General features: G+C 40.5%; 17 protein-coding genes. 7 read left to right on the plus strand and 10 right to left on the minus strand.

Features of this window, described 5'->3' with window-relative positions:
- Positions 1-336: 336 nt before the first annotated feature.
- Entirely contained in the window at positions 337-3,465 is a 3,129-nt protein-coding gene (locus UYK_RS0113220; RefSeq protein ID WP_016871542.1) for a hypothetical protein, read from the minus strand.
- Between the two features lie 510 nt (positions 3,466-3,975).
- Between UYK_RS0113220 and UYK_RS0113225 the strand changes: the two genes are divergently transcribed.
- Both UYK_RS0113225 and UYK_RS0113230 read left to right on the plus strand, forming a co-directional pair.
- Positions 3,976-4,179, plus strand: a complete 204-nt coding sequence (locus tag UYK_RS0113225) for a chlorophyll a/b-binding protein (protein WP_009457290.1) — start codon at positions 3,976-3,978, stop codon at positions 4,177-4,179.
- Positions 4,180-4,239: 60 nt separating this feature from the next.
- On the plus strand, positions 4,240-4,452 hold the full coding sequence (locus UYK_RS0113230) for a chlorophyll a/b-binding protein (protein WP_016871543.1): 213 nt from the start codon (positions 4,240-4,242) through the stop codon (positions 4,450-4,452).
- A 266-nt stretch (positions 4,453-4,718) separates the two neighbouring features.
- Here the strand turns inward: UYK_RS0113230 and UYK_RS0113235 are convergent, their stop codons facing one another.
- The 5 genes from UYK_RS0113235 to acnB all read right to left on the minus strand — a co-directional run bounded on the left by UYK_RS0113235 (position 4,719) and on the right by acnB (position 12,413).
- Positions 4,719-5,843, minus strand: coding sequence for a sensor histidine kinase (locus UYK_RS0113235; protein ID WP_016871544.1), 1,125 nt, complete (start codon positions 5,841-5,843; stop codon positions 4,719-4,721).
- 249 nt (positions 5,844-6,092) lie between these two features.
- Entirely contained in the window at positions 6,093-6,596 is a 504-nt protein-coding gene (locus UYK_RS0113240; RefSeq protein ID WP_016871545.1) for a Rab family GTPase, read from the minus strand.
- Positions 6,597-6,608: 12 nt separating this feature from the next.
- Entirely contained in the window at positions 6,609-8,420 is a 1,812-nt protein-coding gene (locus UYK_RS0113245; protein ID WP_016871546.1) for an OmpA family protein, read from the minus strand.
- A gap of 269 nt (positions 8,421-8,689) precedes the next feature.
- Positions 8,690-9,292: a hypothetical protein gene (locus UYK_RS0113250; protein ID WP_016871547.1), complete on the minus strand. Its 603-nt coding sequence runs from the start codon at positions 9,290-9,292 to the stop codon at positions 8,690-8,692.
- Between the two features lie 403 nt (positions 9,293-9,695).
- Positions 9,696-12,413, minus strand: a complete 2,718-nt coding sequence (gene acnB / locus UYK_RS0113255; RefSeq protein WP_009457284.1) for a bifunctional aconitate hydratase 2/2-methylisocitrate dehydratase — start codon at positions 12,411-12,413, stop codon at positions 9,696-9,698.
- Positions 12,414-12,707: 294 nt separating this feature from the next.
- On the opposite strand from acnB, the gene UYK_RS0113260 reads away from it, so the two are divergent.
- From UYK_RS0113260 to UYK_RS0113275, 4 genes are all read left to right on the plus strand, one after another.
- Entirely contained in the window at positions 12,708-13,022 is a 315-nt protein-coding gene (locus tag UYK_RS0113260; RefSeq protein ID WP_009457283.1) for a 2Fe-2S iron-sulfur cluster-binding protein, read from the plus strand.
- A 108-nt stretch (positions 13,023-13,130) separates the two neighbouring features.
- On the plus strand, positions 13,131-13,334 hold the full coding sequence (locus tag UYK_RS0113265) for a hypothetical protein (RefSeq protein WP_009457282.1): 204 nt from the start codon (positions 13,131-13,133) through the stop codon (positions 13,332-13,334).
- 43 nt (positions 13,335-13,377) lie between these two features.
- Positions 13,378-14,439, plus strand: a complete 1,062-nt coding sequence (locus tag UYK_RS0113270) for a DUF3326 domain-containing protein (RefSeq protein WP_016871549.1) — start codon at positions 13,378-13,380, stop codon at positions 14,437-14,439.
- A gap of 91 nt (positions 14,440-14,530) precedes the next feature.
- Positions 14,531-15,112 (plus strand): CPBP family intramembrane glutamic endopeptidase, encoded by a 582-nt coding sequence (locus UYK_RS0113275; RefSeq protein WP_009457280.1) that lies wholly within the window; start codon positions 14,531-14,533, stop codon positions 15,110-15,112.
- A gap of 57 nt (positions 15,113-15,169) precedes the next feature.
- On the opposite strand, the gene purN is transcribed toward UYK_RS0113275, so the two are convergent.
- On the minus strand, positions 15,170-15,814 hold the full coding sequence (gene purN, locus UYK_RS0113280; protein WP_009457279.1) for a phosphoribosylglycinamide formyltransferase: 645 nt from the start codon (positions 15,812-15,814) through the stop codon (positions 15,170-15,172).
- A gap of 21 nt (positions 15,815-15,835) precedes the next feature.
- Between purN and UYK_RS0113285 the strand changes: the two genes are divergently transcribed.
- On the plus strand, positions 15,836-16,729 hold the full coding sequence (locus tag UYK_RS0113285; RefSeq protein WP_009457278.1) for a carbohydrate ABC transporter permease: 894 nt from the start codon (positions 15,836-15,838) through the stop codon (positions 16,727-16,729).
- A gap of 142 nt (positions 16,730-16,871) precedes the next feature.
- Here the strand turns inward: UYK_RS0113285 and UYK_RS0113290 are convergent, their stop codons facing one another.
- The 3 genes from UYK_RS0113290 to glcD form a co-directional block, all read right to left on the minus strand.
- Positions 16,872-18,146, minus strand: coding sequence for a peptidoglycan-binding domain-containing protein (locus UYK_RS0113290; protein ID WP_009457277.1), 1,275 nt, complete (start codon positions 18,144-18,146; stop codon positions 16,872-16,874).
- A 256-nt stretch (positions 18,147-18,402) separates the two neighbouring features.
- Entirely contained in the window at positions 18,403-20,232 is a 1,830-nt protein-coding gene (locus UYK_RS0113295; protein ID WP_009457276.1) for a GAF domain-containing sensor histidine kinase, read from the minus strand.
- Between the two features lie 620 nt (positions 20,233-20,852).
- Entirely contained in the window at positions 20,853-22,340 is a 1,488-nt protein-coding gene (glcD, locus tag UYK_RS0113300) for a glycolate oxidase subunit GlcD (protein ID WP_009457275.1), read from the minus strand.
- Positions 22,341-22,449 lie beyond the last annotated feature (109 nt).

A 22,449-nucleotide genomic window follows, 5' to 3' on the forward strand; every position in this document is an offset into this window, starting at 1 on the left:
GGGAAAATAGGGAGTTGGTTTTTTCAATAGATATCTTGCAAGAATCAAGAGAATTCTTAATTACGAACACAGATGCACACAGATACACACAGATGATATAGATTTTATCCGTGTTAGTTTTTTTGAAAATAGACTTTTGCAAGAGGTCTAATATCAAGTTCGGCTAATTGCTTACGATATTATGCTTTGCTGTTGGTCATTGGTTTTTCCCATTACCGATTACCTATTACCTATTACCAGCCCGCGCGACAGTATAAGTATTTAAGCGGACATAAATCATCAGAAAGCCTCTCATAAATGAGAGGCTACAGTAGGTTTAGCGGAGACAAATTTTAACTATAGAGCGATCGCTGCTACTGCTCCAGCAATTGCAGAGAATATAGCCGATACTAGGGCTGTAGCAAATAACCACCAAGCTGCTGATGCGGCTGCTTTGCGGGTTTCTTCAGCTTGCTTTTGGGCTTGGTGCTTCACCTCTTCTAGGCGTCGCTGTGCTTCTTGTTGCAGGCGTTCTGCTCTTTGCAGGACGGTTTGACGCGCTCGTTCTACTTGGTCTATGATCCGATTAGCATCTTCTTCGGAGATGTCTTCACGGGAACTCATGACTGCTACCAAGGTGTCGCGGTTGAAAGAAGACAGGCGATCGCGTAAGGCTTCAAAGCCGGCTTGGGGATCATCAAACAATGTGCGAATATCCCGCTTAATACCATCATAGTTAAGTTCGGGACGCTCTAAGGAGTTAAGGTAGTTACGGATACGCTCAAAAATTGAGTCGATAGCGTCTTGAATACGGCGTTGGATTGCCCGTACTTGCTCTACAAAGGAATCCCGTACAGAGATGATTGTATCTGCAATCCGCGCTGCTTCATCATCCCTGAGGTCTTCGCGCAGTTTCAGCAAGGTGATAATTGTGGAGCGGTCAAATTGAGCTAAGCGATCGCTCAAACTTTCCATACCCACACGTGGATCATGCAATAGCAGATACAAGTCGCGTTTAATACCTTCTGGGTTGAGTTCATCTTTGCCGCTGCGTCGTAAATACTCTTCCAAATAAGTTTGGAATGTCTCTACTCTTTGTTGTGCCCGAGTAGCCAAACGACGAGGATAACGGACGATATTCCGAATTGTATCTTGAACAGAATCAATAACTTGATTGACTTGTTCTTCAGATAAATCTTGACGCTGACTCAGTAATTTTACTAAGGTATCCCTATCTACTTGAGACAAGCGGCGACGGAGAGCGATCGCTCCTTCTTTGGGGTTTTGCAACAGTCGATTCAAATCCCGTTGAATGCCTTCGGGGTTGAGTTCTTCTTTACCAGTGTTTCGCAGATAATCAGCGATGGTAGTTGTGACTGAGTCGTACTGTTGTTTGGCTTTATCAACTACGGCTTGGGGTGCATGGCGAACGCTATGCCAAGATTCTTCAACTGTGCTGAGAATTTGGTTAACTTGGTCTTCACTCAAGTCTTGGCGCTGACTCAGCAATTTGACTAAAGTATCGCGATCAAAACGAGACAGACGCGCCCGAAGCGCCGCAATTCCAGCCTGCGGGTCTTGCAACAGTCTTTGTAACTCGGCTCTAATAGCGTTGGGATTGAGTTCTTCTTTACCAGTGTTACGCAGATATGACTCTAAATTTAACCAGAGGGTTTCGGCTTGGTATTTGGCTTGATCTGCTAGTCCTTTGGATTCAACTAAAACGCGATCGCGTTGTTTCTCCAGTTCGTTGAGAATTGTGTCTGCTTCCTCTGGATTAATATCGTTGCGTTCTAGCAGTATCTCCCGCAGTTCTTGACGGTCTAACAATGCTAAGCGGCGTGACAGGGTTTCATAATCTGCGTCGGAGTCTTGCAACAGTGGTTTAAAGTTCTGTTCAATTCCCTCTGGAGTTAATTCTGATTTAGGAGTAACGAGTAAATAACTTTCAACTCGGCGTTGCAAATCCTGTACTATTTCTCTTTCTTCCTCAGCAGTGACTGTCACCAAGACATTTTGACGCACAGCTTCTAATTGGTCAGCAATGCGCTGAATTTCTGCTTGGGTCAAAAGACCACGCTGTTGCAGGATATTAGCAAAATCACTGCGAGACAGTTGCTCTAATTCCCGGCGCACTGTTCCAGGATCAGCAGCAGGATCGTAGATCACATCCCGGAAATCCTGGGCGATTCTCTCCTGACTCAACTGCCAAACATAAGTGTTGAGTAGGTAGTTTTCTACATCCGCACGAATTGGACTGTAAGGTTGTTTTGGTGTTGGTAGTCCTAATTGATCTGCTTTTTCAGTGACTTTATCTTTGGCTGTGGTTAAAGCGCCTAAGATTTTTTCAACATCTAAATCTGATAGATCAGTCCGTCCTAACACAATCCCAGTTAAAGCAGTTATTCCCTGTTGTAATGTCTGCTGAATCGGGCCAGGAGTTGTTTGTTGGGCTGCTCTTTGGTCAGCATCTTTAGCAGAACGCATTTCTGCAATTAGCTGATCTAGTTTGCGGTTGAGTTCATCTGTGTTTGCTTGTCCTGGTTGGAGTGATTTCAGATAATTAACCAACTCAGCCATTTGGTCTTGGGGCTGAGTTTGACCTACTACCTGTTGCCAAACACTATATAAGGTATCAGCGATCCGGTTAGCATCGCGCTTCGAGAGATCGGTGCGACTGCTGACTAAATCAATAAACTTCTGGCGATCTATACTACGAATATCGCCACTTTTAGCTATATCTCTGATTTGCGGATCGCTCAACAATCTTTCAAAATCACCGCGAATCTTGTTTAAGTCTAGCTCCGGAGGACGTACCATTTCTAGGTAATCTTCCACCTTTTCACGGACGCTGGTAGGGTCGATCGCACTACCTAATTCCCGCCGGACGGCTGCGGCTGCGGCTTCGGCGGTGGCTACTACCTGTTGGTTAACAGCCTTTGCACCCAAGGCGGCGGTGGCTGTTCCCATAATTGCCTGAAAACCAGAAGTGGCACTGTTAACCACATTCCCGACTAAAGAACCTACTGTGGTGGAACTCACCCACACTAACAATAGGAAGTATGCGCCCCAAATTACCAAACCGAGAATTGCTCCCAATCCGGGACTAAAAATCACCAGACTCATTTTCACAGCCAAAAAGCAAGCGATCGCCAATGCGATTGTGACTGTGATTAAAGTCCAAATTCCCACTGCTGTACCAATCTTGCGGATCGTTCCCCCTAAACTGCTGACTTCCCCGTGATCTGAATTTGCATCAGATGGACGCCCCAAATAGGAAATACCTGCGGCAACCGAAAGGTTAGTTAATACTAACTGAAACGCAAAAGCCAGGATTACACCAGAGATTAAAGCAGTAAAAAAACGCGGTCCTGAAAAAGCAACCGATGCCTGTGCTGGTGATATATCTTGTGGCTGTACTATGACCTGCGCTATCCAAAATAGGGACTGGGAGAGTTCCAGCGTTGTTACCGTACTCTGAAACATTCTATTTCCTTCCTCTATGTTTTAACTATGTGGTATAAAAAGTTGCTAATTACTTTTACTCCTATATCATTGGCTATACCCAATTCCTTAGCTCAGAATCGTGGAATTTAGGCTATTACAGCATCCGCCCCAGGTCTGATACCATATACTGCATTAGATATAAAGTTTTTCTCACTAATACTTCAGCTTGGCATTCTTGTTGCTTTTTTAAGTGATATTACTGAGTTATTTGTTTATTTTAAAATTTATTTAGAAATCAAATTTTTTCATCCTCTTAAGGCATATTCCTGCGTTCAAAAATCAGGTTGAATTATCGTCCATTAGGAGTGCCTAGACTTTGTAACCATAGGAATACAGCAAGCTAATAATTCATCGCTAAAGTAAACATATGTAACAAGTGGTTCGGAAGCACAAATTAGTTATTAGTTATTCAGCCTGAAATAAAAATCAATAACTAGTAGCTAATAAGCAAAAAATTAAGCAATCAATAGAATTTAACTCGGAGGCAAAATGGAAACTCGTCCTTCTACTGATTTACCACCAATTGCTACAGAATATAACGGTAAAGACCGTAACGCCTTTTTGTTTGGATGGAATCCCCAAGCAGAATTATGGAATGGTCGTTTGGCAATGATTGGCTTTCTTGCTTATTTGCTTTGGGATTTAGCTGGTTATAGCGTGTTGCGTGATGTATTACATATTGTTGGATACTAACACCAACTCTCTGTAATGATGCAATTTAACTCAACAATATTGGTTTAAAGGAGACAAAAAATGGAAACTCGTGAAAAACGTTCTTCTACAGATTTACCACCAGTAGCTAATGCTTACAATGGCATTGATCGTAATGCTTTTATCTTTGGCTTTAATCCCCAAGCAGAATTATGGAATGGTCGTTTGGCAATGATTGGCTTTCTTGCTTATTTGCTTTGGGATTTAGCTGGTTATAGTGTTTTACGCGATGTTTTACACTTTATTGGTTACTAGAAGACTAGTAGTCTGTAAACCTTGAATCGAAATTGAGAACTTGATTCCAACTTGGTAGGGTGTGTTAGTGCTATCCGTAAAGTACCATTGTTGCCAAACCTTGGTGCATTACGCTGTAGCTAACGCACCCTAAATTTTATGCAATTGAATATAATAACTTACCAGGACCTACGCAACATAATTCTCTAACTCTTATTACTCTGTGTCCTCTGTTCCTCTGCGGTTTTATTCTTCTATTACTCATACCCGAATTGCATATATGCTTATTACTCCTCAGTTTTTGGCTTGGGTTTTAATAGCCGAACCCAAAACCGAGAACCTCCTTGAGGTAGAAGAAGATAACCAATTTGACCACCCCAACGTTCTGCTGTCATCCGACAAAAATATAGTCCGAGTCCAACTCTACCTGAATTCCCAGCTTGAGAAAACTTTTCAAATATATGCTTAGCAATTTCTGCTGGTATACCAGAACCTTGATCATCTACAGTCACAAGAATAGAATCTTCTTCTTGCTGTAAACCAATTGTAACTGTAGAATCCATTGGACTGTGACGAAAAGCATTCTCTGCCAAATTGGCGATAATCCGATTCAAACGTGATTTATCACCGATAACCCGCCAATCAGATGTTTGATCAATATTATCAGCAAGCTGTAAATTTACTTTATTCAGTACAAAAGTAGGTGACAAAAGTTGGATGACTTCTTGTGCAGAAGTTAGTAAATTTGGAGCCGTATCAGCATCTACAGTAAAAGACTCTAAAGCAGTTATCTCAGCAGAAAATGCATTTAAAATATCTCTAATTAAAATTTCTTCTTGAAGTGCTTGTTTTTTACCAATTTCTAAATATTCTCTAGCTTTTGGTGTTAAATTTTCAGTTTCCAATAACATCAAACAGCAATTTATACCACTCAGTTGCCCAGCAATATCATGTATGATACAGTGAATCAAAATATCTTTCTTTTGATTCTCTTTCGTAATATATTGGTAGTTGAGTTGATTCTCTCTAGCTTTTTGAATCAAATTTCTTTTTTCTTGAAATTCTTCATATAATAATTTTATTAATAAGATTTTAGTATCTTTAACGCCAATTGCTGTAGCTTCAAAATGATGTTCTTTACCGGATAAATCTAATTGATACCATATACCTGAACTTAATTGATTTTTATCATTTCTGTTCCATAGCTCTTCTGCATCTATCAGAAAATTTTCTAAAAAGGGAAACTCCTGTTGCGGTATGAGTATTTGCATTCCAGATTTGACTTGATGGCGACAAAATAGTTGTAACCAATCTGGTGGAGTCCCAGTAATTCTAAAGCGACCAAAGTCTACTCTTTCCAAGACTAGAATATCCAAAGCAGCAAACACATCTGCCGTAATAGAGTTGCTCATGATGGGTAGTTGCGATTAAATACTGTCGATTTGATATATCACTTCTTACTTGGATTAAGTACAGTTTTATTGGTTTGCATCTGTGTTCATCTGTGTTTATCTGTGTACCTTACGGAAGCCGCTACGCGTCTACGTTTTTTCCTATACTTAACCTAACTGCAAACCGCTATTTTTACTTAAAAATAGAAGTGAATCAACCTAGATTTTATTTATCACTTATACTATTCAATCATATTTGTACTCAACTAATTATCTATGATTTTCTAATATCTTATTAGCAAGAATTTGGAAAGATTCTTCTACGCCTAAACCTGTTTTAGCGCTGGTTTTCATCACAATCCAACCCCTCTGCACTACTTCGTTAATTTCGACATCATTAATTTCCCATTCATCTGTCAAATCCCACTTATTAAGTATGAGTATAAATGGCACAGTTCCAATAGTATTTTCTACTTTAATTTGTAAATTAAAAGCTTTTTCCAAAGTATTCTTTCTGGTTCCATCTACTACTAACAAGTAACCTGATGCACCACGTAGATATGACATACGCACTTTTTGAAATTCATCTTCTCCATATAAATCCCAAAGGATAAAATTTATCTCTTGACCTTGAATATTTACTGTCTTTTTATCAATTTTTACACCTACAGTCGTTTGATATTTTTCAGAAAAAATACTGTGAACAAATCTCCCTACTAAACTAGTTTTACCAGTAGCAAATGCGCCTACCATGCAAATTTTTTTTTGGAGCATGAGTATTGTCCCTCAGTTACGGGCATCAATTAAGAGTACCTTAAAAGATACCCTACGGTTAACTTGTTGAATTTGTTCTGTAAGACCTGTTTGTAAGGGTTGACTGGAACCTACACCTACAGTAGTAAAATTACTGGTATTGATGCCTTGAGAACTTAGATAAGCGAGAATTTTACTAGCGCGAGCTTGACTTAGTACCATATTTCTTTGCTCTGTTCCGGTGAAATTTGTGTGTCCTGTGATTTCAAAGCGCACATCTTTCCCTACAGTCTTAGCCACACTAGATAAATTTTTGATTGCTAATACTATATTTTGTAATTTAGCAATTTCACCGGGAATAAATTCAGTAGTACCTTCAAGAAATAAAAGTTTTTCTTGTTCTATTTGTTGTTTATATAATTGTAATTGTTGTAGTTCTGATTCAACTATATTTTTATCAATATATTGAGTTACACCAGGAAGAAAACGCCAAGTTTTTCTTGCTTCTAAAATCCATTGACGTGGTGCTGTTCCTGTAGCATAAAGAATGAGATTTTCATCAGCTTTTAGTGATACAGTTTTGGGAGGCTGTAGTAATTCTGTGGCTCTTTTGACTATGATTTGTGGCTCTAAGGACAGGTAAGGTTCCCATTGACTAATAACTGTTTGAGGATTAATTTGAGCTTGGTTCATTAGTAAATACGGATCTGTTGCTAGGGGATCGCGCATTCCAGAGATGAAATTTTTTCCATACCCCTTGTTGGCTTTAACCACAATAATACCAGGTTGAGAGTTGAGCTTTTCTAGATACGCATTCCAGCGTAATTGTTCTCTAAAGCTAAAAAAGCTCCACATTCCGAGTGCGATCGCGATCGCACTTAAGAAACTCCATGCATAGATATAATTTTTCTGGGACGGAACTTTATACCTAGCTTCTAAACATTCTTCTAAATATGGCTTGCTAGGTGTAAAGAGTTTTGTTTCACCTGTAAAAACATGAAATTCTCTATGCAATTTCAGGTGAATATTTTCTATAGCTTTTTGAAAAATTAATCGTAGTTCTTGAGGAGCATTTCCTCGGATGATACCTGCTAATATTGCTTGTGGTCCTTCCTCGATCCAGATGCTGAGTTCCCCAAACTGCAAACTTTGTAACGCCTCACCTTTTTCAATATTGAAAGAGTCTTTGACAAAGTCTTGAATAGCTGTCAACATAGCTGAAACTAAATCAGGATCTTGAGCAGCTACCTGTGGCGCTAAAATATGTTGTAGCAATAATCCAGTTTGTTTGTGAATTAAAAATACTTGTTCTACTCGGTAAATCAGGGTACGTAGCAAAACAACTTCAGCAAATGTTTTCCCTGTTTGTCGTGCTTCTAGTCTCCACTTAAAACTTTGTGGAGACATGCTGTGTTCTAGTGTTTGATTTAAAGATTGAATCATTTCACCTAGAACTGTGGTAATCGCCTTACGACTAGCAGGACCAATTATGGGGAAAAATGCTTCAGAAAGAACATTTAAATCTTGCTTCACAGAAGACTGAATTGCTTGTTCAACTGTGGGAACCATTGCTTCAGCTAATTGTTTATCTTGCATTGTTCGCAGAATCACAGCTTCTGGAAGCAGACGACTCAAATCTTCTGCTTGAATTTGAGGATTTTCTAATCGATCATATAGTTTACTAAGTTGTGCAGTTTCTACCCCCAAAAGCAAACTACGGAGTTCACTTAGTTCATCATTAGATTCCACAGGATTGTTATTTTGAGGTAGATTTTTCTCAGGATTACTACCATTAGAAACTTTGGCTGATTGGTATGTTAATTCATTGCGATAATATTCATTCATTGCCAAAACCGCCCAACTCACGATTTATATTGAGTTGCATCTTTGTTAAATTTTCATTATAAAGGGGGTCAGTAAATAGAAGTGAGAAGCTATGTTATTGGATGTTTACTACCCTGGCAAGGCACTCGTCTTGATATTATACCTATTTTTTTGAGAGCCAAGAAATAAATTTCTTGGCTGATAGTTTAATTCAATTACTCATACCATTTCACAAAATTCTTGATACAAATATTTCCCCTGTCTCCTCCCTTGTCCTCCTTGTCCGCCTTCTACTGTCGAGAATTCAGCCGTATTGCTAACTCTGTAAACATGGCTGCAAGAGTAGAACGGTCTGTTTTTTCTGAACGTATTTCCTGAGATTCTCGTTGCAGCAGTGCTAATATTTCTTCGTATTTTTGCCGAATGTCATCCTGTAAACTTTGAGATTGATTGAGAATTTGTTCACGTAATTCTCGTGTTTTTGTCGCTGTTTGCTCATCAAATTGAGAAAATTTTCTTTCTAAAGAATTATTGATATTCTTTTGCTCTTCACTAAGTGTTGTGAGAGCTTCCTCTCGTTTTGATTGTTCACTTTTTACTTGATCATTTACAGCTTCAATCTCATTTTTGATGTAATTTTCTAAATAGTCTAAACGTTTTTTCGTTTCATCTCTTAAGCTATTACATTCTTTCAAAAGACGTTCTTCTAGGCGCGTAAATTTTTTTTCTAATTCTCGCATTTGCCCGCCAAAAAGAATATCTCTGACTTTATCTAAACTGCTAATTTCGCCAAAATTATTACTCAATGTAGGCTGATTTATGCTTGGAACTAAACCACCTGGTGCTGAGTCTGCAAAGTTATAATGAACATTTTCTCCTTCTAGCGAACTCATATTTTTAATCCTTTGTGGGTTGTCAATTAATTTAGCTTCTAGCTTTTTTGCCCCTGAAGTCAATTTATTGTGATTGCTTTACAGTTAATTTAAAGTATCACTTTCTAGAGTACCACTCTATAATCCAGCAATATATATAGTATTTCTCAAAGCTGGAAATATATATTAACGTAATATCGTTTCTGAATAGAGAAGACGACAAGGAGGTAGATTAGACCTATTTTGAATATGGGTGTAGGGGTGTGGGTGTAGGGTAAGACATATTATACCGGGTTTCATAATTATTCATGTGTTGGATTATTTTTGCAAATTGGTATTATCTTCTTTGTGCCTTGGTGTTTCAAAAATACAAATTTTTATTCCCACTAACAAAATAGGGTGAGCAGCGCCCACCCAAATTTAACTATGGAGTACGTAACGTACCAGCCGGAATACCCAAAATATCCTCAATCTTAGGCATATCTTCCAGCGCAATCACCCTACCCTCATCCTCAAAACCAGCAATTTGATCAAAGTTCAAATACCGATACAATTCCCCAGCAAAAGGATGAATCTTAGTCGCCACAATGTCCATGTATTCCTGCACTGTGGGAACACGTCCTAACAACGCACAAACTGCTGCTAATTCTGCTGAACCAAGATATACTCGCGCATCTTTACCCATGCGGTTGTTGAAGTTGCGGGTAGAGGTTGAAAACACTGTTGCACCATCAGCAACCCGCGCTTGGTTCCCCATGCACAAGCTGCAACCAGGTAACTCCATCCGCGCACCCGCCGCACCAAAAATACCATACACACCTTCTTCTTTTAATTGGTGTTCATCCATGCGGGTTGGTGGACAAATCCACAAACGGGTTTTGACTGCGCCTGCACCTTCCAAAACTTTGGCAGTGGCGCGATAATGACCGATATTCGTCATACAAGAACCAACGAATACTTCATCAACGCGATCGCCTGCAACTTCCGATAATAATTTCACATTATCAGGATCATTCGGCGCTGCTACAATTGGTTCTTTGATTTCGTTCAAATCAATTTCAAGAATTTCGGCATATTCCGCATCCGCATCTGCTTCCATTAATACAGGATTTGCCAACCATTGTTCCATTTTGGCAACGCGGCGTAGGATAGTTTTAGCATCGCCATAGCCGCGTGCTACCATGTTTTTCAACAAAGCAACATTAGAACGCAAATATTCGGAAACAGTCTCAATACTCAATTTAATCGTGCAACCAGCACAGGAACGTTCGGCGGTAGCATCAGTCAGTTCAAAAGCCTGCTCAACTTTCAAATCTGGCAAGCCTTCGATTTCCATTATCCGCCCAGCAAAGACATTTTTTTTGTTCTGCTTCTCTACTGTTAGCAAACCTTTTTGAATAGCTACGTAAGGAATAGCATTCACAATATCCCGTAGAGTTACACCTGGTTGTAATTCCCCTTTGAAACGTACCAAAACTGATTCTGGCATATCCAGAGGCATTACACCCAACGCTGCTGCAAAGGCTACTAACCCGGAACCAGCAGGGAAGGAAATACCCAAGGGGAAGCGGGTGTGAGAGTCACCGCCAGTTCCCACGGTATCTGGTAACAGCATCCGGTTTAACCATGAGTGAATGATTCCATCACCAGGACGCAAGGCGACGCCACCACGAGAAGCGAAAAAGTCGGGTAGTTCGTGTTGAGTTTTGATATCAACTGGTTTGGGATAGGCGGCGGTATGACAGAAACTCTGCATTACTAAGTCTGCACTGAAACCCAGACAAGCAAGTTCTTTCAATTCATCCCGCGTCATAGGTCCGGTGGTGTCTTGGGAACCAACAGTAGTCATCATCGGTTCGCAATAAGTACCGGGACGGACACCGGGTAAACCGCAGGCTTTACCTACCATTTTTTGGGCGAGGGTGTAGCCTTTACCTGTGTCAACTGGTTGTTGCGGACGGGTGAAAATCGGGCTGGGTTCTAAACCTAATGCAAGTCTGGTTTTATCTGTGAGAGTGCGTCCAATTAATAGGGGAATGCGTCCGCCGGCGCGCACTTCGTCCAAAATAGTATCAGGTTTGAGGGTGAAGGTGGAAATTACTTCGCCTGCTTCGTTGGTTATTTCACCTTTGTAGGGGTAGATAGTAATTACCATCCCTGTTTCCATCTTGCTGACATCGCACTGGATGGGGAAAGCACCAGCATCTTCAGCTGTGTTGAAGAAGATAGGGGCGATCGTACCACCTAAAATATATCCACCCGATCGCTTGTTAGGAACATAGGGAATATCATCGCCAATGTGCCACAATACCGAGTTAATGGCTGATTTGCGGGAGGAACCAGTACCTACGACATCTCCCACATAGGCGACTGGGTATCCTTTTTTCTTCAATTCGGCGATGGTATCTAACGCTCCAGGCATCCGTGATTCTAGCATTGCCAAGGCGTGTAAAGGAATATCCGGGCGAGTAGTAGCTTGGGTAGCGGGCGATAAATCGTCAGTGTTAGTTTCGCCTGGAACTTTGAAGACAGTAACAGTGATCGTTTCGGGTACTTCGGGACGACTAGTAAACCACTCTGCCTCTTTCCAAGAATCAATCACCTGTTTGGCATAGGGGTTGACTTTGGATAATTCCAAAATATCATTGAAAGCATCGTACACTAACAGGGTTTTGCTCAAAGCGGCGGCGGCGTAGGCTGCGATCGGTTCTTTACCTTCTCCTCCCATGACTAAAGGTGTTTCGGAAGAGTCGGAAAAGGATACAGTGGCAGTTTGCAGCAGTTCGATTAAAGATTGGACATTATAACCACCTACCATTGTCCCTAGCAATTGTACTGCTGCGATCGGTGAAATCAGGGGACTGGTGATTTCTTGTTTGGCAATAGCAGTGAGAAATCCGGCTTTGACGTAAGCTGCTGGATCGACTCCGGGAGGAACGCGATCGCGCAATAAATGTAATAGTGTTTCTCTCTTGGAAAGCTCCGATTGGAGGAAACCTCCGCTCGAACTTTCCGCTTCTTCTTCCGCAGGTGGATTTTTCAGTAATTCACACAGTTCTAATGTTTGCTTTGCATCTAAAGGTAGCGGGGGAATTCCTAAAGCAGCGCGTTCAGCAACATGTTGGTGGTATGATTCCAGCATTTTACTCTCCAAAGGTTCAACCCAAAAATTTCGCTCGTATTTGTGATCACTTCCCTATTTTCAGAGATGGAAAGGTGGGGAGAATCATCACCCCATCCCCCACCAATTCCTCAAAGTCGAGGTGACAAACTCTAGTTTTTGTCCAGGATTTATAATTATCCCCTACAGTTACTATTGCATATATAACTCTGACAAGAGAATATTTATTTAATTTGCACTTATAAATTTGGTTATTTGTCTATTTTTAAGATAAAATATTAGGTTTGTTTGCTGCATTACTCTTGGAATTTGTATATGTCCAATATTTATACGGTTGAAATTAACCATCAAGGCAAAACTTATACTTTACAAGTCCCCGAAAATGAAACAATCTTATCAGTTGCAGATGCAGCGGGATTAGAATTACCTAGTTCCTGTCATGCAGGCGTTTGTACAACTTGTGCTGGTCAAATTATTTCCGGTACAGTAGATCAAACTGATGGCATGGGCGTAAGTCCCGAACTCCAAGAACAAGGTTACGTCTTACTTTGTGTTGCCTATCCTCGTTCTGATTTAAAAATTGCCACAGAAAAAGAAGATATCGTTTATCAATTACAATTTGGGAAATAATATAGATTAGGTGTTTGTTGCTCGTTGTTTGTTGATTGGGAAAATCATCAACAATCAACCACCAACTACCAACAATCAACCATCAACCACCAACTACCAAAAAATACTATGACAACTCATTTCATCACCGCAGAAATTAATCTCCAAGAAACTCCTACAGAATTACAAAAAGCAATTGAAGCAGAACTGAAAAAGCAAGGCGAACCTCTTCGTTGGGCAATTACTTCTGTGGATGTTTCCCAACAAAAAGCAACCGTCGAAGCTGTCGTCACCAAGCAAGAAAATCAGGAAACAACGAATCAGGAATTATGAATTAAAAAGTTTATAATTCAGAATTCATAATTCATAGTTTTTCATGCGTCCATACACTTCTATTTTAATTGTACCAACTGGCATTGGGGCTGCCATTGGTGGTTATGCAGGTGATGCATTACCAGTGGCAAAAACTATCGCCCAGGTTTGCGATCGCCTGATCACCCACCCCAATGTCATGAATGGTGCGACTTTATATTGGAATCTCCCCAATGCTTTCTACGTTGAAGGTTATGGGCTTGACAAATTTGCATCTGGGTGCTGGGGATTACGCCCCGTCCATCAAAATCGCATTGGTTTACTTTTAGACCAAGGAATAGAGCCAGAACTGCGAGTGCGACACCTACAAGCAGCGGACGCGGCAAGGGCAACCCTAGGATTATCTTTAACAGATTATGTAGTTACAGATGCACCATTGAACGTAGAATTACGTACATCTGCCTCTGGTGTCAGTTGGGGAACTATAGGTAATCCAGATAGTTTATTACGCTCAGCAGAAATATTAATTAACAAAGCTGGTGCAGAAGCGATCGCAGTTGTGGCTCGTTTCCCCGACAATATTGATGAACAAGCAGACCAAAACTACCGTCACGGCAAAGGCGTAGATCCGATCGCAGGTGCTGAAGCTGTGATCAGCCATCTACTAGTACGACAGTTTCACATTCCTTGCGCCCATTCTCCAGCCTTTTTACCTCCATCCCTAGATCCGGATTTATCTCCTCGTTCAGCTGCCGAAGAATTGGGTTATACTTTTCTACCAAGCGTTCTTGTTGGTCTAAGCCGCGCACCCCAATTTATTGTGAGGGAGACTGAGCAAATACCTGAACCAAAAGATATTTGGGCTAATCAAATAGACGCCGTGATTGTGCCAGCAAGCGCATGTGGCAGTAGTACTTTATTGAATCTCAGCCAAAGTCAGTCCCTCATAGTAACAGTTCAGGAAAATCATACTCTGCTTCAAGTTCCTCCCCAACCTTTGGGGATAAAATCAGTAGAGGTAAACTCATATTTAGAAGCAGTGGGTGTATTAGTTGCCCACAAAGCTGGCATTAACCCACATGCCCTTAATCCTGAAATCTCGCAATTACGTTGTTTAAATAATTAGTTAGTGGTTAATGGTTAGTAGTTAGTGGTTGGTTTATTACTCCCCACACTTCCCACACTCCCTTGTCCTCCCAATCCCAATTTCCAACTCCGTGACTCAACCAGAAAAACAAGAGCCAGAAATACCTTATCTGACACGCACCCAAGTGCTGGTGGCGATGGCAGTAACTGCTGTAGTTTTATGGACGATTGCCAAACTATGGTTGTATTTTGGCAATTTTACCCTGATGCCCTTAACCTGGAATTCCAGGGATTTGCTTTTAGGTGTAGGTTTAGGCTTAAGTATTACTGGTTTGAGTGGTTTAGCTTATCAACTTTGTCCCCCTTACCGTAAAAGCGCCAATTATTACTTAGAAATAGTTCTCAAACCCCTAGCTTTACCTGACTTAATTTGGTTGGGGTTATTACCAGGATTAAGTGAAGAATTATTATTTCGTGGTGTAATGTTGCCAGCTTTTGGATTAGATGATGCTGCTGTGATCGTATCTAGTCTTTGTTTTGGTGTTTTGCATCTGAGTGGTTCGCAACAATGGCCTTATGTAATTTGGGCAACTATTGTTGGACTAATCTTGGGATATAGCGCTCTTTTCAGTGGTAATTTGTTAGTGCCAATTATTGCTCATGTGTTTACAAATATTGTTTCTAGTTATTTGTGGAAAGTAGGAAGGTATTAACAAGGGTGAAATGGTATGAATATGAGATTTAAAAACTCAAATTGTTCCAACATACATTCATAAAGCTTGTTTTGCCGCTAATGCGATCGCTTGTGGTAATATCCTGTGTTCCTGCACCTGAATTCTGGCGTGGAGAGTTTCGGGCGTATCACCCTGTAAGACGGGAACCGCTGCTTGCATTAAAATCGGACCGCTATCCATTTCCAAAGAAACTAAATGTACCGTACAGCCAGCAATTTTTACACCACTGGCTAGGGCTTGCTCCACGGCACGAGAACCTTTAAAACTAGGTAATAAGCTGGGATGGATATTAATAATCTTATTTGTAAAAGCATCAATTAATACCTCTGTCACTAGTCGCATCCAACCAGCCATAATTACCCAATCCACATTATACTGCCGTAAAGTTTGGACAATTTGCCGATCAAACTCCTGGCGGCTGCTGTAGTCACGGTGGTTGAGAAGTACAGCAGGTATATTCCAATTACTAGCCCGGACTGCGGCATAGGCATCTGGGTTATTGTAAATTAACACTTGAATTTGGGCGTTGAGTTGCCCGTCTTTGATGGCTTGAGCAACTGCTTCAAAGTTACTACCATTTCCCGAAGCCATGATTCCCAATTGCAAAGGAGTGCTTTGATTAAGTACGTTTTGAATTTGAGGAGAAATCAGGCTAGCGGTAGAATCAGGGCTAAGGGTCATAACGACAGGTTAATTTTATAAATGCCAAAAATATATAGTAAATCTAGTCAGGCGTGGTTGGATAATGATGCTGTTGCTGCTTGGATTTTTCTCGCTCCAGCACTGATTTTATTGAGTCTTTTTATCCTTTGGCCAATCGCTTATTTGTTTTATCTTAGTTTCACTAGTGGTATGTTCACATCTGACGGCATACACTGGATAGGCTTAAACAATTACTGGCGCTTGCTATCTAACTCGGATTTTTGGCAAGTTATTTTTAATACTATTTATTTCACTCTTGCTACGGTTATTCCCAGTTTAGTCATCCCTTTGGGACTAGCCATACTGTTAAACCAGACTTTGCCTTTGCGTGGTTTGTTGCGGAGTGTATATTTTTTACCATCGATTATCTCTTTAGTTGCGGCTGGATTGGGATTTCGTTGGTTATTTCAAAACGATGGTGCTGTGAATACGTTATTAGATGTCATAGGTATTAAAGCCATTCCTTGGTTAAGTAGTACTGTTTGGGCAATGCCAGTACTAATTATCTTAGGTATTTGGAAACAACTCGGCTTTAACATGGTGGTATTTTTAGCAGGGTTACAAACAATTCCTCCAAGTCGATACGAAGCTGCGGAACTAGATGGCGCTAATGCTTGGCAAAAGTTTTGGCACATTACCCTACCTGGATTGCAGTCAACTTTAATCTTTGCGATCATTACCACTATGATTTTTACACTGCGGAGTTTTGAGCAAGTATACGTAATGACTGGTGGTGGGCCTTTGAATTCTACTAATTTAATGGTTTACTACATTTACCAAGAGGCTTTTGCTCAATTTGATTTTGGTTATGCAGCAGCCGCTGCAACAGTATTATTTGCGGTGACACTTATACTAGTGTATTTGCAATTACAAACTTGGAAAGAGGAAAGTTAAAAACTAATTGATTGAGCGATCGCATCGCTGGCGTTGTCCAATATAAGCATGATTACTTATAATTCTCGTTTAACCTCACAAAAACAGCCCCTCTGCGAAGAGGGTCTTTTATTATAAGCGTATATTTATCACTTCCCAAGCCTTAAAAATATTCTACCCGTGCATCAAAACCGCGATCGCGTAACTGACTAGAACGTCTTTCGGCTTCGGGGCGAGCGCGAAAAGCGCCAGCATTGACATAATCTCCCAGCCTTGATTTTACTGCAAAAGCCTGGGGTACAAACTGACGAACTTGCTCCAGAGTATTGGCATCGCGAATTGGTACAATTACCACATAGCGGTTTTCAATATTGGGGTTTTCTCCTCCTGTAGAGTTGTTATTAGTTAATCCCAATGCTTGCCAGGTTTGAAAATCTACAAATCCAGTGGGATTGAGTCCAGCAGTTTGCTGAAATTTGGCAACAGCATCTCTTGTTTCTGTACCGTAGTAACCCGTAATTTCACGATTAAAGAATCCCTGTTGACGTAAACTTTGTTGCACGGCGACAACGCGCGGACTATTTTCACCTAAACAGATAAAACCGCTTGTTGGTGAACAAGCAGAATTGTTGTTATTGGTATAGTTTGCATTGGTGGATATTGCTGTCCAAGTTTGTCCATCGACAATACCATTAGCAGTGAGTCCGTAATCACGTTGAAAACGCACTACAGCATCTTTGGTGACAGAGCCAAAATTACCAGTAGGATTTGCTTGAAAATAACCCAACTGCGCCAAATTTCTTTGTAATTGTAATACTTGCGGCCCTGCATCACCTTCGTTTAAGGCATTGGGGTATTTATCTGTTCCACCACCGACACTATTATTATTTGGTCTTGATGCTAAATTAGTACGTATTAATTGCAATGTGTTTGTGCCAGCAACACCATCAGCTTGCAATTTTTTAGATTGCTGGAAGCGAATTACAGCTTGCTCTGTTTCTTGACCAAAATAACCTGTTATCGGGCCTTTATAGTAACCCAATGTTCGCAAAGATTGTTGGAGTTGTGTTACTGCTGCTCCCCTACTACCTACCTTGAGAACATTACTACTGCTACTTTTAGATTGCTGAGATTCACATGCAGCTTGCAATGCTCGTTGGGTTTGTGGACCTACCTGCCCAATTGCAGGAATCTTCTTTGCTCGCTGGAATCTTTTGACGGCATTTTCTGTTAAGGGGCCAAAATTGCCATTGATTGGGCCATTGTAGTAGCCTAACCTTTGCAAACATCTCTGGACACTGGTGACTTGGGGACCGCTATTTCCTCTTTCTAGTGCTAATGCTTGCCCTGCTGTATTGAGAAATGCCAAAGTCAATGCTACAGATAAAAGCCGCATTGTTGCACTAATAGATGACTCCTGCCTATTCCAGTCACTCATAATTATTAAATAGCAGATATTGGAGTTTTCGTTACGGATGACTCCGTGTATATTTATTACCCAAATATTTTTAATTAACCTACAGTAGCATTAGCAATGATACATTTTAATTTATATTAACGAAAAAATATACCATTTTTCATGGAGATTCCATGAAAATTAGTTTACCTAAGTGGAAATATTTAAAGTTTTTTATACGAGATTCATACAGTTTCATTCATCGGATTTTTATGTATAAATATATACTTAATACTTTTCAGGTGGCGATCGCTCTGGGTAAAACTAAGGTAAAGGTAGTAGAGGCTGCTGTACTTTCGACACGAATTGAGCCTTTTAACAGTTTTGCCAGCTTCTGCACTAGTGCCAATCCGAGTCCAGTACCACCATATTGCCAAGAATTATGTTTAGGAAGGCGGTAAAATGGGTCGAAAATACGTAGTTGCTCATTGGTCGCAATTTCAACACCAGAATTGCTAATGCTAATCTCTACAGTTTGCTCTGTTGCAGATGCGGTAACAGTAATCGACTCTCCCACAGGTGTATATTTACAGGCATTGCTGAGTAATTCGGTAACAATACGTTCTAAGTGAGTGATATCTGTTTCCAAAAGTGGCAGTTCCGCAGCTAGATGCAAGAATAACTGTTGTTGCTGACAAATAGTCACTTCTCGAAAAGATTCCACAATCGGAGGAAGCCAACTGTTGAGATCAATCATGATTACGGTTAAAACGTCAGCTTCTGCTTCTAAATATGTAAGTGAAAGCAAATCGTTAATCAGTTTGCTTTCTCGCTGACACTCGTTCTGTAAAATCTGCAATAGTTGTGATACTATGTCTGTATCTAATACTGTTTCTTGCTTGATAATTGCTTCTAGAGTTTGTACGGCTAGGCTAATACTGGTGATTGGTGTTCGCAATTCATGAGACAGGGATCTGAGAAATTCGTGTTTGAGGTTTTCCAGTTTTTCGAGTTGGTTTACTTGTGTCTGGGCTAGCTGATAAAGTCTAGCTTGACGAATCGCGATCGCACATTGATTGGCTACTTGCTGTACCAGTTTAATTTCCCATTCTGCAAACAGTTCTGGAGTGACTTTTGTCAGCCAAATATTTCCCATTACTGTTTCGGAGTCAAAAATAGGACAAGCTAGCTGTCTCACTACAACTAACTGTGGATTCCAATCTCGTAAAACTTCACTAAATTGCAATGACTGTTTTTGTAATAGTGACTGATACAGTTCGGGAAAGTCTCTCACCCATCGTTTCATCCCTTGGTACACAGGAGGGATGGTAGTGTACTCGTGGGCAATAGTAGTGAAAGTCTGGTTGGTATCATATAATTCGATGTGACAACGCTCGACCTGCAACACTTTTGCTAATTGAGTAATAGCAGTTTCTAAAACCTTGTCTGCATCTATACAATCACGGATTTGTTCAGTAATATTTTGCATCAATTCTTGATGCTGCTGCAACTTCATTTTGGTTTGCAGATCCTGCACCTGTTGACTGAGTTCTGTTTGTTGGATGGCAATATTGATTTGGAGTGCTAGTTGCTTGAGTAAATCAATTTCTACTTGTTGCCATTGTCGTGGTTCACAACAATTTTGAGCAATTAACAATCCCCAAAGATCCTGCTGGCATAAAATCGGTACTACCAGATTAGCTCTGATCTGCAAAGAGGATAAGAAATCGATCTGACAAGGATGTAAGCCAGCGGCGTAAATATCTTCTACAATCTGGATACAACCCCGCTTGTAACGTTCTGCATGTTTTTCGTGAAAGCAAGTGTCTGTGATCTTCATTCCCAACAATGGCTTACCCGGAACAATAGTAGATTCTGCAACTATAGTCCCGCCACCATGAGAATTAAGACGGTAAATCAGTACGCGATCGCTTAATAAGAACCTGCGTAATTCTGTAACTGTGAGATTCACAATCGTATTTAAATCAAAAGATTGGCAAATTCGTTGAGCGATCGCGCTCAATATTTGATTAGGATTGCTCCCATCTTCTAAATCTGTACCTATTTGGAATTTTTGACACGCTGCTTGTGTCAACTCTGCAGTGGATTCCGATGGATTGATATTCATGCGAGAGTCCCTGGTTGTGTTTACTGACTCTACTAGGCTTTATTTCCGTAACATATATGTAATTGTAATAGATGCCTTAAACTGCTTTAGACAAAGCATTTTCAGTCTGTGTTGACCGAAATTGTATCGTATGCACTGCTGATGAAAAAGTTAGTAAAGCTTAATACTTGCTTGCTCAAGCTGTATATTTCCTGCTTATCCAAATCCAAAATTTATTTGCAGGCAAATTTCAAAATATACTTACTTAATATTTACCCCAGTATTGTTGCACACATTCACCTTGCTATAATTTTTCACTGATTAAATTTTACAAATCTTTATACGAATATTTATATGATTGCGTAGACTGTTAATTGGATTCTTATATCAAGTTCGGCTAATTGCTTACGATATTATGCTTCGCTTTTGGTCATTGATTTTTCCCCATTATCCTTCGGGTTCGCTACTTTGCCATCTCGGCATAAGCCAAGACGGCAAGAAGTAGTCTCACCAATTACCTATTACCGATTACCAGCCTACGCGACAGTATAAGTATTCAATATAAAGTGATAGTCTACTAAAGTAAACTTTAACTATTAGCCTTGGAATGAACTCCAAGGCAGTATGTTAACTGAGAATTGTTAAAAACGTTCCACCCCTTCTATTGCCTCAAACTTCTTACCACTCTCACCCATAGCCCTTGCAGCTTCTCCACAGGTGCGCGGCGTCGGAAAAATCTTCTCTGGATTCGCCAAACCTTTGGGATTAAAGACTTGCCTTACCCATTGCATAGTTTCTAAATCAGCTTGTGTAAACATCTGTGGCATATAACATTTTTTATCTGCACCAATGCCATGTTCACCAGAAATACTACCGCCTACTCTCACACATAACTTGAGAATTTCTCCCCCCACTTCTTCGACTATTTCTAATGCACCAGGAACAGAATTATCAAAAAGAATCAAGGGGTGAAGATTACCATCACCAGCATGAAATACATTCGCAATTTTATAACCATATTTTTGACTCAATGCCTCAATTTCTTGTAACACATAAGCTAATTGAGTCCGGGGAATTACCCCATCCTGTACATAATAATCCGGGCTTAAATGCCCAGCAGCAGCAAACGCAGCTTTACGTCCTTTCCATAATTTGAGGCGCTGTTCTGGATCACTAGCAGAAGTAACATTACGCGCACCATTTTGTTTACAAATTTCCGCAACTTTTTGTTTATTTGCTGCCACTTCTACTGCCAAACCATCAATTTCTACTAACAAAATTGCCGTTGCATCACGAGGATAAACATTTAATGCTGTGACATCTTCCACTGCATTGATGCTGAGGTTATCCATAATTTCCATCCCACCAGGAATAATCCCCGCACTGATAATATCAGAAACACTCGCCCCCGCCGCTTCAATACTCGTAAAATCTGCTAGTAAAACACAGATTGATTCTGCACTTTTGAGGATTCGCAGTGTAATTTCTGTAGCGATACCTAAGGTTCCTTCCGATCCGACAAATATACCCGTTAAATCATAACCAGGCATTTCGGGGATTTCTCCACCTAAGTCTAAAATTTCGCCTTCAGGAGTGACTATTTTTAACCCCAAAACGTGGTTGGTTGTCACACCATACTTGAGACAATGCACACCCCCAGAGTTTTCCGCAACATTACCACCAATAGAGCAGATAATTTGACTAGAGGGATCGGGAGCATAGTAAAAACCAGCACCACTTACTGTTTGCGTCACCCAGTTATTAATCACCCCTGGTTGCACCACAACACGCTGATTCTCTAAATCTACATCAAGTATTTGCCGCATCAATGATGTAACAATCAAAACACTATTTTCAACAGGCAAAGCTCCACCTGATAAACCAGTACCAGAACCACGGGCAATAAAGGGGACAGCATATTTATTGCATATCTTGACTACCGCCGCCACCTGTTGAGTAGTTCTGGGTAATACCACCACCGCCGGGCGTTGGCGATAGCTGGTGAGTCCATCGCATTCATAGGTGATCAGTTCTTCGCGGCGTTGTACTACACCGTTTTTGCCAACTACTGCTGCAAATTCTTTGATGATGGGTTTCCAGTTGCGTTGCTGTTTGTCTTGGGTGAGCATAGGTTTTGTGGAAAGATGCGATGCGATCGCTTGTGTGAGTTGGTCTAATTAATATTGTTACAGGTGTTTTATACAATCAACTAACCTAGAAATATCGCTCTCAAGTGGT

It is taken from the genome of Fischerella thermalis PCC 7521 (assembly GCF_000317225.1).
Lineage (GTDB): Bacteria > Cyanobacteriota > Cyanobacteriia > Cyanobacteriales > Nostocaceae > Fischerella > Fischerella thermalis.

Excerpts from the sequence above, each read along its gene's own strand:
- acnB (WP_009457284.1), bottom strand. The coding sequence starts at position 12,413 with ATGCTGGAATCATACCACCAACATGTTGCTGAACGCGCTGCTTTAGGA.
- UYK_RS0113295 (WP_009457276.1), bottom strand. The coding sequence starts at position 20,232 with ATGAATATCAATCCATCGGAATCCACTGCAGAGTTGACACAAGCAGCG.
- UYK_RS0113270 (WP_016871549.1), top strand. The coding sequence starts at position 13,378 with ATGCGTCCATACACTTCTATTTTAATTGTACCAACTGGCATTGGGGCT.
- UYK_RS0113250 (WP_016871547.1), bottom strand. The coding sequence starts at position 9,292 with ATGAGTTCGCTAGAAGGAGAAAATGTTCATTATAACTTTGCAGACTCA.
- glcD (WP_009457275.1), bottom strand. The coding sequence starts at position 22,340 with ATGCTCACCCAAGACAAACAGCAACGCAACTGGAAACCCATCATCAAA.
- UYK_RS0113290 (WP_009457277.1), bottom strand. The coding sequence starts at position 18,146 with ATGAGTGACTGGAATAGGCAGGAGTCATCTATTAGTGCAACAATGCGG.
- UYK_RS0113235 (WP_016871544.1), bottom strand. The coding sequence starts at position 5,843 with ATGAGCAACTCTATTACGGCAGATGTGTTTGCTGCTTTGGATATTCTA.
- UYK_RS0113220 (WP_016871542.1), bottom strand. The coding sequence starts at position 3,465 with ATGTTTCAGAGTACGGTAACAACGCTGGAACTCTCCCAGTCCCTATTT.
- UYK_RS0113285 (WP_009457278.1), top strand. The coding sequence starts at position 15,836 with ATGCCAAAAATATATAGTAAATCTAGTCAGGCGTGGTTGGATAATGAT.
- UYK_RS0113245 (WP_016871546.1), bottom strand. The coding sequence starts at position 8,420 with ATGAATGAATATTATCGCAATGAATTAACATACCAATCAGCCAAAGTT.
- UYK_RS0113260 (WP_009457283.1), top strand. The coding sequence starts at position 12,708 with ATGTCCAATATTTATACGGTTGAAATTAACCATCAAGGCAAAACTTAT.
- UYK_RS0113265 (WP_009457282.1), top strand. The coding sequence starts at position 13,131 with ATGACAACTCATTTCATCACCGCAGAAATTAATCTCCAAGAAACTCCT.
- purN (WP_009457279.1), bottom strand. The coding sequence starts at position 15,814 with ATGACCCTTAGCCCTGATTCTACCGCTAGCCTGATTTCTCCTCAAATT.
- UYK_RS0113230 (WP_016871543.1), top strand. The coding sequence starts at position 4,240 with ATGGAAACTCGTGAAAAACGTTCTTCTACAGATTTACCACCAGTAGCT.
- UYK_RS0113225 (WP_009457290.1), top strand. The coding sequence starts at position 3,976 with ATGGAAACTCGTCCTTCTACTGATTTACCACCAATTGCTACAGAATAT.
- UYK_RS0113240 (WP_016871545.1), bottom strand. The coding sequence starts at position 6,596 with ATGCTCCAAAAAAAAATTTGCATGGTAGGCGCATTTGCTACTGGTAAA.